The following is a 14,412-nucleotide window of genomic DNA, read 5'->3' as shown; positions in this document are numbered from 1 at the left end:
CTGCGTCGGCGGCATGGATATGCGCGGCGAGCGGCGCGCGCTGGAGCGCGGCGCCCACATCGTCGTCGGCACGCCTGGCCGGTTGCGTGACCACATCACCCGCGGCGCGCTCGACATGTCGGCGCTGAAGGCCGTGGTGCTGGACGAGGCCGACGAGATGCTCGATCTCGGCTTTCGCGAGGACCTCGAATTCATCCTCGAGGCCGCGCCCGCCGAGCGGCGCACGCTGATGTTTTCCGCCACCGTGCCGCGTTCCATCGCCACGCTTGCGAAAAGCTACCAGCGCGATGCGGTGCGCATCTCGGCCGCCGGCGAGGAGAGACAGCATCTCGACATCGATTACCGGGCGCTCTCCGTCGCGCCCGCCGATCGTGAGAACGCCATCATCAACGTGCTGCGCTACTACGAGGCCACCAATGCGATGGTGTTCTGCAACACCCGCGCCGCCGTCAACCATCTCACCGCGCGCTTCAACAACCGCAATTTCTCCGTCGTGGCGCTTTCCGGCGAGCTCAGCCAGAACGAGCGCAGCCACGCGCTGCAGGCCATGCGCGATGGCCGCGCCAGGGTCTGCATCGCCACTGACGTGGCGGCGCGCGGCATCGACCTGCCCAATCTCGACCTGGTCATCCATGCGGACCTGCCGACCAATCCCGAGACGCTGCTGCATCGCAGCGGCCGCACGGGACGCGCCGGACGAAAAGGGGTGAGCGCGCTGATCGTGCCGGGAATCGCCCGCCGGCGCACCGAGCGGCTGCTTGGCAATGCCGGCCTGACGGCGACATGGGCGAGCCCGCCCTCGGCCGACGAGGTGCTCAGGCGCGACGACGAGCGCATCCTGGCCGATCCGGCGTTCAGCGAGCCGGTGAAGGACGAGGAGCGCGAGTTCGCCACGGCACTTCTCGAGCGGCATGGCGCCGAACTGGTGGCCGCCGCTTTCGTGCGGCTCTGCCGCGGCAGCCGCTCGGCGCCCGAGGACCTGCTCGATGTCGAGCCGTTCGCGCGATCAAAAGAGACGTTCGCGCGCAGGGACGAAGCACCCGGCCGCCGCGACGATTTCGGCGACAGTGTCTGGTTCTCGCTGTCGGTCGGGCGCCGGCAGAATGCCGAGCCGCGCTGGCTGATCCCGATGCTGTGCCGCACCGGCAACATCTCCAAGCGCGAGATCGGCGCCATCAAGATGCAGCCGGAGGAAACCTTCGTGCAGATCGCGGCCGACTGGGCCGACCGGTTCCTCGCCGCGATCGGCCCCGACCGCAAACTGCAGGGCAGCATCGCCGTGAAGCGCCTGGAGGGCACGCCCGACCTGTCGCGGGCCGGCTACCAGCCGCCACGCTCCGACAAGAAGCCGCATCGCGGCAAGCGGCCCTTCGACCAGAATGCGCCGAAGCCGAAATTCGAGAAGCGTGTACAGCCGCAGGCCGAACACGGCGGCGCGACAGAGGCAAACCCGTGGGCGAAGAAGCCCGGCAAGCCGAAATTCGACAAGCCGGCAAAGCACAAGAAATCGAAGAAACGGCCCGGCTAGTTTGAAGCCGGCCTCCCGCGTGCCCCTTGCGGTCCGCCGCAACTTTGAACAGTCTGGGCAATGCGCGGCAACGGCGGACAGGGCAATGCGCGGCGAAGTTCTTCACTACGACCAGGAGCAGGGCTTCGGTTTCATCACCGGCGCCGACGGCAAGCGCTACAGCTTCGCGCGCGAGGACCTGCGCCGCGAGATGGCGCTTGCCAGGGGCGCCGAGGTCGAGTTCCAGCCGAATGGCGACCGGGCCAGCAATATCTTTTCGGTTCGCGCCCGCGTGGCCGGGCCGGCAGAAGGTGCCGCTCCAACCGCGGCGGCCGCCACTCCGCCACCGGGTGGCGCGCCCGTGGTGCCCGCGCATTTCGGCCGCAACGCCGAGAACGGGACAACGCAATCCACCGGCCTGTGGAGCTATTTCTGGCGCGGCCTGACGACGAACTACGTCAACTTTTCCGGCCGTGCCCGGCGCAAGGAGTTCTGGGGCTTTTGCCTGTTCTGGACGATCGGTCTCATCGTCGCCATCGGCGTTGGATTGTCCGTGGACTTGTCGCGGGGCGATATCGATGGCGGCGGTGACGAACCGATCGTCATGCTTGGCCTTCTCGGTCTCTACATACTGCTGACGATCCTGCCGTGGATCGCGCTCATCGTGCGCCGCCTGCACGATCTCGGCCTGACCGGCTGGCTCGCGATCCTCTGCTTTGTCCCGTATCTCGGCGGACTGGCCACGCTGGTCTTCGCGCTGATCCCGACCCAGGCCAGCGACAACAAATGGGGACCGGTGCCGGCCGGCGTCAGGTTCTAGCGGCCGTCCTCAGCGCCTCGCCCGAAAGCCTGAGAAAGATCTTTTGCCCGTGGCGGTCGGCGCCGAGCCGGTCGTAGAAGCGCAGCGCACCCTCGTTCCAGTCTTCCGTGGTCAGGTCGATGCGGCCGATGCGCTTGTCCAGGCAATAGCCGGCGAGAAAGCCGATCAGTGCCTCACTCACTCCCGCGTTTCGAGCCTCTTCGCGCACGAACAGGTCTTTCAGGAACATGAGTCGCTCGAGGTCGATGCCGGGATGCGCGATCGCGACCGAGGCCAGGCCCGCAACCTCGCCCTTGACGAAAGCGAGCGCGAAATGCGGATAGGCCGGGCTTTCGTCGCCGAGCCACTGCCCTGCCGCAGCCATCGCCCGGCCGTGATCGAGCGGCGGCTGCCGATAGTGCGCCGCCATCTCGCAAAGCACGGTGGCGAGCGCCTCGGCATCGTCGGTCGTCGCCCAGCGGACGTCGACCGCCATGGGATCAGGCCAGGAACTTGGCGATGATGGCGTCACCCATCTCCGTGGTGCCGACTTCCTTCATGCCTTCCGACATGATGTCCTTGGTGCGCAGGCCATCGTCGAGCACGGCGGCGATTGCCGCTTCGAGCTTGTCCGCTTCCGCCACCATGCCGAAGGAATAGCGCAGGCACATGGCGAAGGAGGCGATCATCGCGATCGGGTTGGCGATGCCCTTGCCGGCGATATCGGGCGCCGAGCCGTGCACCGGCTCGTATAGCGCCTTGCGCTTCTTGGTCTTGACGTCCGGCGCGCCGAGCGAGGCCGAAGGCAGCATGCCGATCGAGCCGGTGAGCATGGCGGCGATGTCGGAGAGCATGTCGCCGAACAGATTGTCGGTGACGATGACGTCGAACTGTTTTGGCCAGCGCACCAGCTGCATGCCGCCGGCATCGGCCAGCATGTGGTCGAGCTTGACGTCGCTGTATCTGGTCTTGTGGGTCTGGGTGACCACCTCGTTCCACAAAACGCCGGACTTCATGACGTTGCGCTTTTCCATCGAGGTAACGTGGTTCTTGCGCGTCCGCGCCAGCTCGAATGCGACGCCCGAAATGCGCTCGATCTCGAACGTGTCGTAGACCTGGGTGTCGATGCCGCGCTTCTGGCCATTGCCGAGATCGATGATCTGCTTCGGCTCGCCGAAATAGACGCCGCCGGTGAGCTCGCGCACGATCAATATGTCGAGGCCTTCGACCACCTCCTGCTTGAGCGAGGAAGATGCCGCGAGCGCCGGATAGCAGATTGCCGGGCGAAGATTGGCGAACAGCTCCATGTCCTTGCGCAGGCGCAGCAGGCCGGCCTCGGGGCGCACCTCGTAAGGCACCTTGTCCCACTTCGGCCCGCCGACCGCGCCGAACAGCACGGCGTCCGCCGCCATCGCCTTTTCCATGTCGGCATCGGAGATCGCAGCGCCATGCGCGTCGTAGGCGCAACCGCCCACCAGCCCCTCGTCGGTGGCGAAGCCGCTGCCGAGCTTCGCGTTCATGGCCGCGATCAGCTTCTTCACCTCGGCCATGGCCTCGGGGCCGATGCCGTCGCCGGCGAGCAGGAAGAGATTTTTCGAAGCCATGGAGAACCGTCCCAATAGTATCTGGAGAAAACCGCGGCCTTGCTAAACGCCAAGCGGGCTGTGCGCAAGGGGACGAGCGCCGAGATCCTTCACACCCCCCTCTGCGCTGCCGGGCATCTCCCCCGCAAGGGGGAGATCAGCAGCTTCGGCGCCTCGCCTGTTCCTGCAGCGTTCGAGATTGGCGAAAGTGGTCGAGCGCTCAATCTCCCCCCTTGCGGGGGAGATGGCCGGCAGGCCAGAGGGGGGTGCTGTCCCGCCAGCGTCTCAAAAATGACCTATAGGCTCACCGATGCGAGAGAATATTGACCAGCCGGCCGAAGGGATCGCGCACATAGAAGCGCCGCACGCCCCAGGGCTCGTCGGCCGGGCCGTATTCGACGGCGAAGCCGGCTTTGCGCATGCGGTCGAGCGCGTCGTCGACGTCGTCGACCTCGATCGAGAGGTCCGGCACCGGAGTGCGCGAGCCGCCTTGAGTCATGAAGCTCATCTGCACCTGCATCGTTTCCTCGGAACCGTAGGTGACGATCCAGCCTTGATCCATGAGGACATCGAGGCCGAGCACGTCATGATAGAAGCGTCTCGCAGCTGCCGCGTCCTGTGTCTCGATATTGGCTACGATGCGCCGAACCTTCATGGTTTTGGCCTCGCGTTCCTCAAGCCGTTCGCCGAAGCGCCGTCACCTCGATCTCGATCTTCATTTCAGGCTTGTTGAGCTGGCAAACGATCATCGTTGCCGCCGGGCGGATATCGCCGAACGACTCGCCGAGGATCGGGAAGACAACGTCAACATAGGCCTGGTCGGTGATATAATAGTGGGCCCGCACCACATCGGCCATCTCGAAGCCGCCGTCACCAAGGGCCTTGGCTATTGTTGCTAGGCAATTGCGCGTCTGCGCCTCCACCGTCTCCGGCATGGTCATGGTGGCATAGTCGTAGCCGGTCGTTCCCGACACGAAGCACCAGTCGCCCTGCACCACCGCGCGCGAATAGCCGGCGGTCTTTTCAAAGGGCGATCCGGTGGAGATCAGCTTGCGCACGGGGAGCCTCGCATTTCGTGGGCGCGTGTTATCAGGAAAGGCGCAATCCTGTCGCGGCCCAAGGAGAATTGGCTGTTGTCACGTCGACATCCAAAGCATCTTGCAACACAATCATCTTGGCTCATCAAGAAGTCTCAATCTTTGAGCCGCCTCGCCGATTGCGGCGAGAAAAAGGTCAAGATCAATGCATATCTCTGCTATATTTTCTGTCTCGTAGAATCTCTCACGGCCGTTTGATATGAAAGAAAATACAGAGATGTCGATCTTATCGAACGATCTCTCCTGACTTAATATAAGACCGACCTCCTTCGACGTGAATTTCACCTTGGCAACCAAGTTTTCGTATGAATTATCTGATATAACTGAAATTTCGAACAGCTTTTCCTTTTCCATTTTTGTCCTACTCCGCTTTTATCGAGGCGGTGCTGCTGTGCATGATCCTGATCCACCGCGCCGCCCTCAGACGACGGTCATGGCATTGATCCTCAAGCAAGCCGGGTCAAGCCTGACGATGACGAAGCGAGGCGGCTGCCCGCGCGCCGCGCCGAAACGCCTAATTCCCCGACCCCTGCGCCTCGTCCAGCGCTTTCTTGATGTCGGCCGGCCAGTCCTTGAGCGGCGGCCAGGCATCCGGCTCGGGATTGTCGCCGCGGCGGGCGAAATAGACCTTGTGCTTCGCCGGGTCGACCGCCATGAAGCCGTCATTGCCGCCGCAGTCGTGCGGCACGCAGCCGCTGGCATAGAAGGCGCCGGAAGCCGTCTTTTCCGTACCACCGCCGACCAGCAGGCTGGTCGCCATGTCGGGCATGTCCTTGCCGAGCAAGGCCTCGGCCGCCTTGTAGACGGCCTCGTTGTGGAAGGCGTCGATGATGTTGTCGTATTTCGCCGGATCGACATCCTTCCAGTCGGTGCCGGGTTCCGGCGTATAGGTGAGCTCGCCCGAGGTCGTCAGCCCGGTGGTCGGCGACCACTGCAGCGCCGGCTTGGAATCGCCCGGCAGAAGATAGGGCACGAAATAGATGGCGTCGTCGGAAACCGCAGCCGGCGGCGCGCCGCATTCGTCCTGCTCGACCGTCGTCGTCTGGATCTCGCCGTCCGTCGGCTTCCAGACGATCACCTTCGCCGGCCCGCATTGATTGCCGCCGTCGCCGACATCGACCAGCGCCACGTTGACGTCGCCGATCTTGACCACCTTGTCGATGAAGACGTCGTAATTGCTGGCAAGCGGCTTGCCGTCATAGGACAGCACCTTCTCGCCGTCCTGCTCCGGCTGCGTGATGGTCAGCTGGCCGCCCTCGAACGGGATCGGCGCCTGCTTGTCGTCGTCGGCGGAAGCGGCGTCGGACGTGCCCGACGCGCCCTGATCGGCCGCCCCTTGATCGGTGGCGGGATCGGAAGCAGCGGGCGCCTGCGGCGCGGCCTGGGTCTGCGCGGCTGCGCCGGAGACCGCCAGAAGGATCACCGCCGAGGCACCGGCCAGAAGCGAGCGTGTCATGACTGTCCCTCCATTCAGCCGCCGCGAACCCGGCCGGCAATGGCCGGGTCTATCGATTTGACGCTGAGCCGCTCAGGCCCAGGGACGCAGCTCGGCGTTCTTCTTCTCGAAGGAAGCGATCGCGCCTGCCTTTTCCATGGTCAGCCCGATATCGTCGAGGCCGTTCAGCAGGCAGTGGCACTTGAAGTCGTCGAGATCGAACGTCACCACGCCGCCGTCCGGACCGCGGATTTCCTTCGCCTCGAGGTCGATCGACAGCGTCGCGTTGGAGCCGCGCGAGGCGTCGTCCATCAGCTTGTCGAGGTCTTCCGGGCTGACGGTGATCGGCAGGATGCCGTTCTTGAAGCAGTTGTTGTAGAAGATGTCGGCGAACGAGGTCGAGATGACGCAGCGAATGCCGAAATCGAGCAGCGCCCAGGGCGCATGCTCGCGGCTCGAGCCGCAGCCGAAATTGTCGCCGGCGACCAGGATCTGCGCCTTGCGATAGGCGGGCTTGTTGAGCACGAAATCCGGGTTCTCCGAACCATCGTCCTTGTAGCGCATCTCGGCGAACAGGCCGGTGCCAAGTCCGGTGCGCTTGATCGTCTTCAGGTAATCCTTCGGGATGATCATGTCGGTATCGACATTGACGATCGGCATGGGCGCGGCGACGCCGGTGAGCTTGGTGAATTTGTCCATGGTCCTTGCCCGTCTTCATCTCGCTGCGGGGATTTGCTGGCGCCGGTTTACACAAAGCGGCTGGCAAATGAAAGATAAGTGTTGGCAGTTGGCTTGGGCCATCGGACACAAGATCGGCATCGCCTGCTTTCAATACGGCGACCGATCTGGCACTGAGCGCATCGGCATGACGCGGATGCCCGACGCCTTCTGGTTCGGCCGCCAGCGCTGATCCCGCCTCTGCCTTCCGCGATCGGCTCACATCCAAGTGATCGCCCGCCCCTGTTGCAGCACTTGACATGCAACCAAATGGTTGCATATTAAAGCCATGAGCATGGATGCCGTCTTTCGCGCTTTGGCCGACCCGACCCGCCGGCAATTGTTGGACAGCCTCTATGCCAGGAACGGGCAGACGCTGAACGCGCTGTGCGAGCGGATGGACATGACGCGCCAGGCGGTGACCAAGCACCTGGCGATCCTCGAGGAGGCGAACCTCGTCACCACCATCCGCCGGGGCCGGGAGAAGGAGCACTACCTCAACCCCGTTCCGATCAACGAGATCGCCGAGCGCTGGATCGGCAAGTTCGAGCGCCATCGGCTGGATGCGTTGAGCGACATGAAGAAACGACTTGAAAGGGAAGAGCCGTGAGCGACAACACCTTCGTCTACGTCACCTACATCCGCACCACGCCCGAAAAGCTTTGGACGGCACTGACCGACCCGGAGTTCAACCGGCAGTTCTTCCTCTGCTCCTATCAGGAGAGCGACTGGAAAGTCGGCTCCAGCTGGAAGCTTATCTTCCCCGACGGCCGCGTCGCCGACTCGGGCGAAATCCTGGAGATCGATCCGCCCAGGCGCCTGGTCATCAAATGGCGCAACGAATGGATGCCCGAGGTGAAGGAGGACGGCTACACGCGCTGCACCTTCACCATCGAGCAGGATGGCGAGCTGATGAAGCTTGCCGTCACCCACGAGGCCGACGGCCCGCACAAGCTGATCGCAAACGTCGCCAAGGGCTGGCCGCTGGTGCTGTCGAGCCTGAAGAGCCTGCTCGAGACCGGCAAGGGTTATGAGCGCCCGCCATCAAAGGGTTGAACTTCGTTTCGATGCCGAACAGCCGCTGAGGAGGTTGCAATGATGCTGCCGCATAACTGGCCGCGAGCCATGGCGAACGGCGAGACGGGCATGGCTTCGGCCGAACTTCTCGCCGCACCGGAGCAGGTCATCGCAGCGCTCGTCACCAATGACGTCGAGTGCTGGTGGGGCTCGACCGACGCCTACCGGATGACCGGCTGGACCGCCGATCTTCGCGTCGGCGGAAGCTGGAGCGTCACCGTGCGAACGCCCGACGGCAGGCGCCTGCCCGCCGGCGGCACCTTCACCGAAATCGAGATGCCGCGCCGGATCGTCCAGACCCGGCGCTACGACTGGGACCATCCGACGCTCGGCCGCAAGGAAACGATGGTCGCCTATCTGCTGGAGCCGATCGCGGCCGGCACGCGGCTCACCATCTGCCATGGCGGGTTTGCTGGCTTTGCCGACGCGGCGTCCGAGCATGCGGAGGGGTGGGCCCGGGTGCTTGGGTGGTTGCAGGGATATTTTGGCGAAGGACGGCAGGCGGCCTAGCGCCTTCCCCTTCTCCCCTTGGGGGAGAAGGTGGATCGGCGCGCAGCGCCGAGACGGATGAGGGGTGTTCCAGCTTGACGATGGCTTTCGTCACCGAGGGCGCATCGTGGCAAATCGCCGACGCCTCACTCCGTCCAGCACCCCTCATCCGTCGCCTTCGGCGACACCTTCTCCCACAAGGGGAGAAGGAGAGGCGCGCCCTCAAATTACGTTCAGCTCCGGGAACGCCCGCTCCTCCGCCACGCGCCCATACCCGAACGCCGAGCAGTCGATCATCCGGTAGCCGCCGTGCACGATGAGCTCGGAGAGCGCCTTGCCGACCGCCGGCGCCTGCTGCAGCCCGTGGCCGGAGAAGCCGTTGGCGAAGAGGAAGTTTTCCACCTCCGGATGCGGCCCGATCACCGCGTTCTGGTCGAGCGTGTTGTAGTCGTAGTGCCCGACCCAGGCGCGCGTCGGCTTGATCGCCTCGAAGGCTGGGATGCGGGTGGCGAGCGTTGGCCAGATCACCTCCTCGAACAGCGGCCACTCGACCTCGAAATCCTTGGGATCGGGCGCATGGTCGCCTTCCTCCGGCTCGGCGCCGCCGGTGAGATAGACAGAGCCTTCAGGCCGCACATAGATGCCGGAGGGATCGACCAGCAGCGGCATGTCGGCGTATTTCTCGCGCGCCTCGAACACGAAGACGTTGCGCTTGCGCGGCTCGACCGGCAGCGCGAGCCCGGCCAACGCCGCCACCTTGCCGGCGTTCGGCCCGGCGGCGTTGACGACGATGCCGGCTTCAAGCGTCTCGCCATTGTCGAGGCTCACGCCGGTGACGCGGTTGCCCACCCGCGCGATGCCGGTGACCGAGGCGGTGATGAAATCGATCTTCTTCTCGCGCAGCGCCTTGCGGAACAGCATCAGCAGCGCATGCGCGTCAAACCAGCCTTCGCCGGTGCGGCCATAAGCGCCGGCGGAAATGCCTTCGGCCGACAGCCACGGGAAACGGCGCGTGAGCTGGTCGGCGTCCTCGAGGACGATGTCGGCACCCTCGGCGATCTGCGCCTCGTGATTGGCCTTCAGAATCGGCAGCCCGGCCTCGCCGGCAAGGATCAGGTAGCCGCCCTCGCGAAAGCCGATATCGGCGTCGGCGCCGAAGGTTTCCTTGAGCCGCCGAAAGAGTTTCAGCGTGAACTGCGACAGGCGGATGTTTTCAGGAATGGAAAATTGCTGGCGGATCGAGGCCAGCGACAGCGTCGTCGCCGCATGGGAGAATTGCGGATCGCGCTCGATCAGCGCGATGGAGCCCGTAAAACCCTCCTCGCGCAAATAATAGGCGCCCGAGGACCCGACGATGGCCCCGCCGATGATGAAGATGTCGTAACGCACTCTTTCGGCTCTCCAGCTCAGAGCATGATCCAGAAAAGTGGGTACCGGTTTTCGGACAGGATCACGCTCAAACTCACACTCCCGGCAGATTGATCTCGAAGCGCGTGCCGCGCTCGGTGTCAACCAGCGTTATCGTGCCATCATGCGCTTTCAGGAGGGCCAGCACGATGCCGAGCCCCATGCCTGTGCCGCCGGCCTCGCGCCTTGTGGTGAAGAACGGCTCGAACACTTTTGCGCGGTTGCTGGCCGAAATGCCGTCGCCGTCGTCGCCGACATGGACAGCCGCCCTTTCGCCTGCTCTTTCGGCGCCGATCGAGACCTGCTTGGCGCCGTGCCGCGCGGAATTGTCGATGAGGTTGGCAAGCACGATCGCCAGATTCTCGCCCGAGATGCCGAGGCCGATCTCGCCGCCGGATTCGATGCGCGCCTCCAGCCTGGTGTCGACCGGCAGCAGCGCCAGTGCCGCGTTGAGCGTCGCGCTTGCACCGCTCGGCGCCAGGTTTTCGGCGCGTGCCAGTTCGAGCAGCCGGCGCACCAGCAAATTGAGCCGCCCGGCATCGGTGACGATGTTGTTGGAGAAACGCCGTCGCTCGGCCTCATCCATCGTCCCGCCGGAATCCCTGAGCAGCTCGGCCGCGCCCTGGATCGCCGTCAACGGCGATTTCAGCTCGTGCGACACATGCGTGGCGAAGGTCTGGATGCTGTCTGACCGCGCCTGCAGTTTTTGCGCCATTTCGAGGAAGGCGGCCGACAGCGCCGCCATCTCGCGCGTGCCGTGATGGTCGAGCGGTCGCATTGCATCGCGATCGCCGGCGGCGATGCGTTTCGTCCGCTCGATCAGCGCATAGATCGGCCGGCTGACGGTGCGGATGAACACCAGCGCGATCAGCAACGTGCCGCCAACGATGGCGATCGCCGCCAATGTCACCTTCCCGCGCTCGCCATAGAGATGCTTGACGATGTTGTTCGGCGTTCGCGAGAGATAGACCACGCCGGCGACCCTGCCTCCGACTTCGGCCGGCAGGGCGACGAACACGCGCACCTTGGTGCCGCGGCTCACCGAATAGAGCGGCGGCACCGGCTGGTCGGGAATCCTTAAGCGGAGCACGCTGGCATAAGAGCCCGCGACCGCCTGCCGCACTTCCTCGACCTGGCCGAGCGACAAGCCCACCTCACCGCCGCCGGCAATCACCACGCCATGCGGGTCGAGCAGCCGGAAGCCGGCGAGCGTCGTCTTCTGCGTCTCGTCGAGAATACCGTCGAGCCGCGCCCCGATGGCCGCGAAAGCCGGATTGGCCGCCGCGGGAAGACCCGCCGGGCGCGATGGCATGACATAGTCGGAGGCAAGGTCGAGCTGCGGCTCGATCGGCTCGTAAGGATAGTTGGTGCCGTCATGCATCGGGGGGATTTGCGCGCCGAGCTTTTCAGGCGAGATGCCGGCCGCGCGCACCGCATCGGCATAGACGGCGGCAACGACCGCGCCCTGCGCGATGAGCTCGCCCTCGGTCTGGCGGATCAGCTGGTTCTCATAGAGCCGGAAGAAGAACAGCCCGACCAGCGGGAGCGCCATCACCACGATCAGGATGGCGACCACGACGGTGGCGAGCCTGGGCCGCCATCTTTCCTTGCTCAACCACCGCATCGGACGAGCCGGAAGCCGACGCCATGCACGGTCGCGATCGCGTCCAGGCAGCCGACGGCCGCCAGCTTGGCGCGGATGTTGCGGATATGGCTGTCGACGGTGCGTTCCGAGACATGGATGTTCGATTGGTAGGCATTGGCCATCACAGCGTCGCGGCCAAGCACATGAAGCGGGCGGGCGAGAAAACCTTTTATGATGGCGAATTCGATTGCCGTGAAGAGCAACGGCTTGCCGTCGAAGCTCGCGGCGTGGCTTGCCGGAACAAGCACGAGCTTGCCATGCGCGAACTGCCGGTCGTTCGCCTCTTCCTCGACCGCCGCCGCAGGACGCGCGCGCCGCAGGATGACGTTGACGCGGGCGACCAGCTCGCGCGGGCTGAACGGCTTCGTCACATAGTCGTCGCCGCCCATTTCGAGGCCAAGGATGCGGTCGATCTCTTCGTCCCGCGCCGACAGGAACAGCACCGGCACGTCGGAGCGCTGCCTGAGCCGCCGGCATACCTCCAGCCCGTCCATCTCCGGCATGCCGATGTCGAGCACGATGAGATCCGGCGCGCGGCGCTCGACGGCCAGCAGCGCGGCGGCGCCGTCGGCCACGGCGGCCGTCTTCATGCCGGCCTTTTCCAGCGCGAAGCAGATGATCTCGCGGATATGCGGGTCGTCGTCGGCGACGAGGATGTTGTGCGGCATGGAATCAGCGGCCCGGCGCGTAGGGTTCGGTGACGGCAGGATTAGCAAGCGGGCCGCGCTTGTCGAGAGCGCGCAGCAACCGCCAGTCGCGAAAGGTCCAGGCGCGCCAGTAGTTCAGGACTGCTCGATAGCTGCCTTCGCCGGCATGGCGCACCGCTACCAGTTGGCGAAAGTCCGGATTGTTGGCGACGCTCGCGCTTTGATGATCGATGAAGCGGTCGAGGGCCGGAAGTGCGCTCGCGCCGAGCGAGTTCACATACCAGCTGTCGAGGGGAACGCCCTGTCCGGTCATCTCGTAGGAATGGTCGACATTGTAGTTGGCGATCAGCGCGGCGAAGTTGACGAAGCAGCAGACATAAAGCGTCGCCGATAACGTCAGAAGATTGGCGGAGAATAGCCATTCGCTGGATTTTGCCAGTGCGATGCGGGCAATGATGAGCGCCAGCCCCGTCGCCACCAGCCCCATCCAGACGAAGGCGGCGATGCGCAGGTAGGTCAGCGCGTAAACATCGACATAAAGGTCCAGCCTCAATATCGAGGAGACGACCAGCACGATGTTCTGCGCCACCCAGAGATAGACCAGCCGGCGGATGAGCGGATCATGGGACGTTTCGCTGTCGGGCCTGAGCGCCGCGAGCACGAAACTGGCCGCAAGCAGCGCGGTGAGGACCAGCGGATAGGCGCCGCGATGCGCATAGGCGGCATAGGTCAGCCCGTCGGGCAGTGCTGCGCCGCCCCAGAGATAGGCGGCGTCGAGCACGGTCTGCACGGCAAACAGCGCGTTGAACACGATCAGCGCGCGCAGGATGGCGGCCTTGCCGAAAATGATGTCCTCGGCTGTGGTTCTTGGCGGCCTCGCCGCCGGCGCGGCTGTCGCGACCCGCTTGATGCGCGACGGGAAGCGCGGCAGGCGCGGCCGCAGAAAGGCCCAGACGCCGGCCAGCACGATCAGCCAGAAGACAAGCCGCCCGACCTCGACGCGTTCGAGCAGCGCATAGAGGTCGATCAGCGACAGCCAATGCTCGATGATCGGATTGGCGGCGCCGAACAGCGCGAGGAAGACGACGCCGAGGGTCAGCGGCATCACCCAGACGGCGATTGCCGCAAGCCGGATGCGTGGCCGCTCGAGTTGCCGCGCCACCTTGCGCCAGCGCAGGAAGTCGCGCGCGAACCGAAAGGGCGCGGCGAGCAGGAACACGCAAAGCTGGTTCGCGATCCGCGCCAGCCCGGCGCGCAGCCGCGCGGCCAGCGACAGCGCGAACACTGCCAGCGCAAGAACCGCGACCAGCACCGACAGCGGGCTGACGTTTTCGATAAGCGGCAACAGCGCGGCGAGGAGCGCAACAGGCTTCAGCCAGACCCGGCCATTGCTCAGCGCGGCCGGATGCATGGCGACGACGGCGGCCGCGAGTAGGACGGCGAACAGGAAGACCGTGATGCCGACTGGCTGGCCGTAGAAAAGGAAATCCGCCAGCGCCACCAGAAGGATGCCGGTGCCCATGCGGCGGCAATAACTTGGGGCAAGCGACGTCTTCATCGTCGGCGCCAGCATGGTCATTGTCGTCATTGCCGCGCCTTCCTGCCTGTTGCCATGCGACGGCTGTATGCCGGACGCGATTTCGGGGTGAAGGGAAGCACCGTTGCCGTGAAGCGCTGTCTTTGTGGCTCGGCGAGCCACCAGCCGTCGGTGCGCAGCCGGGAGGGCAGGGACCAGCGGAATTTGCGATGTGTTTGCATGGCAGGCTGTTTCGCTGGCGGACAAGGAAAGCTCGGGGCGGATCGCCCGAGAATTTCAGCAATGATTTGCAGATTTCGTGCAGGGGCCATTCTCGCAGAGTAGGCGCTGCCCCTCCCCTGCCTGCCGGCATCCTCTCTCCGTATAGGGACGGGGAGAGGGGTGCTGTCATCGACGGTTTCGCCAATCTCCAACGTTGCAAGAAGGGAGCCGGCATTGCGGCCAGCCCCCTCATATGAGGCGAGTTGTGTCA

At 64.8% G+C, this 14,412-nt stretch carries 17 protein-coding genes; 6 read left to right on the top strand and 11 right to left on the bottom strand.

Annotated features, from left to right (window positions below):
* Both DH10_RS02200 and DH10_RS02195 read left to right on the top strand, forming a co-directional pair.
* A partial coding sequence (locus tag DH10_RS02200) for a DEAD/DEAH box helicase (protein WP_192384133.1) occupies positions 1 to 1,528 on the top strand: 1,528 nt, incomplete at its 5' end.
* 85 nt (positions 1,529 to 1,613) lie between these two features.
* On the top strand, positions 1,614 to 2,327 hold the full coding sequence (locus DH10_RS02195) for a DUF805 domain-containing protein (RefSeq protein WP_192384132.1): 714 nt from the start codon (positions 1,614 to 1,616) through the stop codon (positions 2,325 to 2,327).
* Here DH10_RS02195 and DH10_RS02190 read toward each other — a convergent pair.
* The 7 genes from DH10_RS02190 to leuD all read right to left on the bottom strand — a co-directional run bounded on the left by DH10_RS02190 (position 2,317) and on the right by leuD (position 7,120).
* Complete coding sequence (locus tag DH10_RS02190; protein ID WP_192246351.1) at positions 2,317 to 2,802, bottom strand: GNAT family N-acetyltransferase; 486 nt, start codon at positions 2,800 to 2,802, stop codon at positions 2,317 to 2,319. The genes DH10_RS02195 and DH10_RS02190 overlap by 11 nt on opposite strands.
* A gap of 4 nt (positions 2,803 to 2,806) precedes the next feature.
* Complete coding sequence (leuB, locus tag DH10_RS02185) at positions 2,807 to 3,910, bottom strand: 3-isopropylmalate dehydrogenase (RefSeq protein ID WP_192384131.1); 1,104 nt, start codon at positions 3,908 to 3,910, stop codon at positions 2,807 to 2,809.
* 283 nt (positions 3,911 to 4,193) lie between these two features.
* Positions 4,194 to 4,544: a VOC family protein gene (locus DH10_RS02180; protein WP_192246347.1), complete on the bottom strand. Its 351-nt coding sequence runs from the start codon at positions 4,542 to 4,544 to the stop codon at positions 4,194 to 4,196.
* A 19-nt stretch (positions 4,545 to 4,563) separates the two neighbouring features.
* On the bottom strand, positions 4,564 to 4,947 hold the full coding sequence (locus tag DH10_RS02175) for a RidA family protein (protein ID WP_192246345.1): 384 nt from the start codon (positions 4,945 to 4,947) through the stop codon (positions 4,564 to 4,566).
* 111 nt (positions 4,948 to 5,058) lie between these two features.
* Complete coding sequence (locus DH10_RS02170; RefSeq protein WP_192246343.1) at positions 5,059 to 5,340, bottom strand: hypothetical protein; 282 nt, start codon at positions 5,338 to 5,340, stop codon at positions 5,059 to 5,061.
* A gap of 160 nt (positions 5,341 to 5,500) precedes the next feature.
* A complete protein-coding gene (locus DH10_RS02165; RefSeq protein ID WP_192246341.1) occupies positions 5,501 to 6,442 on the bottom strand; it encodes a hypothetical protein in 942 nt (313 codons plus the stop codon).
* Positions 6,443 to 6,514: 72 nt separating this feature from the next.
* A complete protein-coding gene (gene leuD, locus DH10_RS02160; protein WP_192246339.1) occupies positions 6,515 to 7,120 on the bottom strand; it encodes a 3-isopropylmalate dehydratase small subunit in 606 nt (201 codons plus the stop codon).
* Between leuD and DH10_RS02155 the strand changes: the two genes are divergently transcribed.
* From DH10_RS02155 to DH10_RS02140, 4 genes are all read left to right on the top strand, one after another.
* Positions 7,119 to 7,331: a hypothetical protein gene (locus tag DH10_RS02155; RefSeq protein ID WP_192246337.1), complete on the top strand. Its 213-nt coding sequence runs from the start codon at positions 7,119 to 7,121 to the stop codon at positions 7,329 to 7,331. The two genes, leuD and DH10_RS02155, sit on opposite strands and share 2 nt — an antisense overlap.
* A 96-nt stretch (positions 7,332 to 7,427) precedes the next feature.
* Positions 7,428 to 7,748, top strand: coding sequence for an ArsR/SmtB family transcription factor (locus DH10_RS02150; protein ID WP_192246335.1), 321 nt, complete (start codon positions 7,428 to 7,430; stop codon positions 7,746 to 7,748).
* On the top strand, positions 7,745 to 8,194 hold the full coding sequence (locus tag DH10_RS02145) for an SRPBCC family protein (RefSeq protein ID WP_192246333.1): 450 nt from the start codon (positions 7,745 to 7,747) through the stop codon (positions 8,192 to 8,194). Before DH10_RS02150 ends, DH10_RS02145 begins: the two co-directional genes overlap by 4 nt.
* Before the next feature lie 39 nt (positions 8,195 to 8,233).
* Positions 8,234 to 8,725, top strand: coding sequence for an SRPBCC family protein (locus DH10_RS02140; RefSeq protein ID WP_246505948.1), 492 nt, complete (start codon positions 8,234 to 8,236; stop codon positions 8,723 to 8,725).
* Positions 8,726 to 8,926: 201 nt separating this feature from the next.
* Here DH10_RS02140 and DH10_RS02135 read toward each other — a convergent pair whose 3' ends face one another.
* The 4 genes from DH10_RS02135 to DH10_RS02120 all read right to left on the bottom strand — a co-directional run bounded on the left by DH10_RS02135 (position 8,927) and on the right by DH10_RS02120 (position 13,961).
* Positions 8,927 to 10,093: an FAD-dependent oxidoreductase gene (locus DH10_RS02135; protein WP_192384130.1), complete on the bottom strand. Its 1,167-nt coding sequence runs from the start codon at positions 10,091 to 10,093 to the stop codon at positions 8,927 to 8,929.
* 73 nt (positions 10,094 to 10,166) lie between these two features.
* Positions 10,167 to 11,663: a HAMP domain-containing sensor histidine kinase gene (locus DH10_RS02130; RefSeq protein WP_376774841.1), complete on the bottom strand. Its 1,497-nt coding sequence runs from the start codon at positions 11,661 to 11,663 to the stop codon at positions 10,167 to 10,169.
* Between the two features lie 59 nt (positions 11,664 to 11,722).
* Positions 11,723 to 12,424, bottom strand: a complete 702-nt coding sequence (locus DH10_RS02125; RefSeq protein WP_192384129.1) for a response regulator transcription factor — start codon at positions 12,422 to 12,424, stop codon at positions 11,723 to 11,725.
* Between the two features lie 4 nt (positions 12,425 to 12,428).
* The gene (locus DH10_RS02120) at positions 12,429 to 13,961 is read right to left on the bottom strand and encodes a DUF4153 domain-containing protein (RefSeq protein ID WP_192384134.1); all 1,533 of its coding nucleotides are present in this window, start codon (positions 13,959 to 13,961) and stop codon (positions 12,429 to 12,431) included.
* Positions 13,962 to 14,412: the final 451 nt, after the last annotated feature.

The organism is Mesorhizobium silamurunense (genome assembly GCF_014843825.1).
In the GTDB taxonomy this organism is placed as follows: domain Bacteria; phylum Pseudomonadota; class Alphaproteobacteria; order Rhizobiales; family Rhizobiaceae; genus Mesorhizobium; species Mesorhizobium silamurunense.
Note: the sequence above shows the minus strand (reverse complement) of the source record. Positions and strands in the feature narration are given on the sequence as shown.

Coding starts and splice junctions, on each gene's coding strand:
- DH10_RS02120 (WP_192384134.1), bottom strand. CDS start 13,961: ATGAAGACGTCGCTTGCCCCAAGTTATTGCCGCCGCATGGGCACCGGC.
- DH10_RS02180 (WP_192246347.1), bottom strand. CDS start 4,544: ATGAAGGTTCGGCGCATCGTAGCCAATATCGAGACACAGGACGCGGCA.
- leuD (WP_192246339.1), bottom strand. CDS start 7,120: ATGGACAAATTCACCAAGCTCACCGGCGTCGCCGCGCCCATGCCGATC.
- DH10_RS02170 (WP_192246343.1), bottom strand. CDS start 5,340: ATGGAAAAGGAAAAGCTGTTCGAAATTTCAGTTATATCAGATAATTCA.
- DH10_RS02195 (WP_192384132.1), top strand. CDS start 1,614: ATGCGCGGCGAAGTTCTTCACTACGACCAGGAGCAGGGCTTCGGTTTC.
- DH10_RS02150 (WP_192246335.1), top strand. CDS start 7,428: ATGAGCATGGATGCCGTCTTTCGCGCTTTGGCCGACCCGACCCGCCGG.
- leuB (WP_192384131.1), bottom strand. CDS start 3,910: ATGGCTTCGAAAAATCTCTTCCTGCTCGCCGGCGACGGCATCGGCCCC.
- DH10_RS02125 (WP_192384129.1), bottom strand. CDS start 12,424: ATGCCGCACAACATCCTCGTCGCCGACGACGACCCGCATATCCGCGAG.
- DH10_RS02130 (WP_376774841.1), bottom strand. CDS start 11,663: ATGGCGCTCCCGCTGGTCGGGCTGTTCTTCTTCCGGCTCTATGAGAAC.
- DH10_RS02190 (WP_192246351.1), bottom strand. CDS start 2,802: ATGGCGGTCGACGTCCGCTGGGCGACGACCGACGATGCCGAGGCGCTC.
- DH10_RS02165 (WP_192246341.1), bottom strand. CDS start 6,442: ATGACACGCTCGCTTCTGGCCGGTGCCTCGGCGGTGATCCTTCTGGCG.
- DH10_RS02140 (WP_246505948.1), top strand. CDS start 8,234: ATGATGCTGCCGCATAACTGGCCGCGAGCCATGGCGAACGGCGAGACG.
- DH10_RS02155 (WP_192246337.1), top strand. CDS start 7,119: ATGGTCCTTGCCCGTCTTCATCTCGCTGCGGGGATTTGCTGGCGCCGG.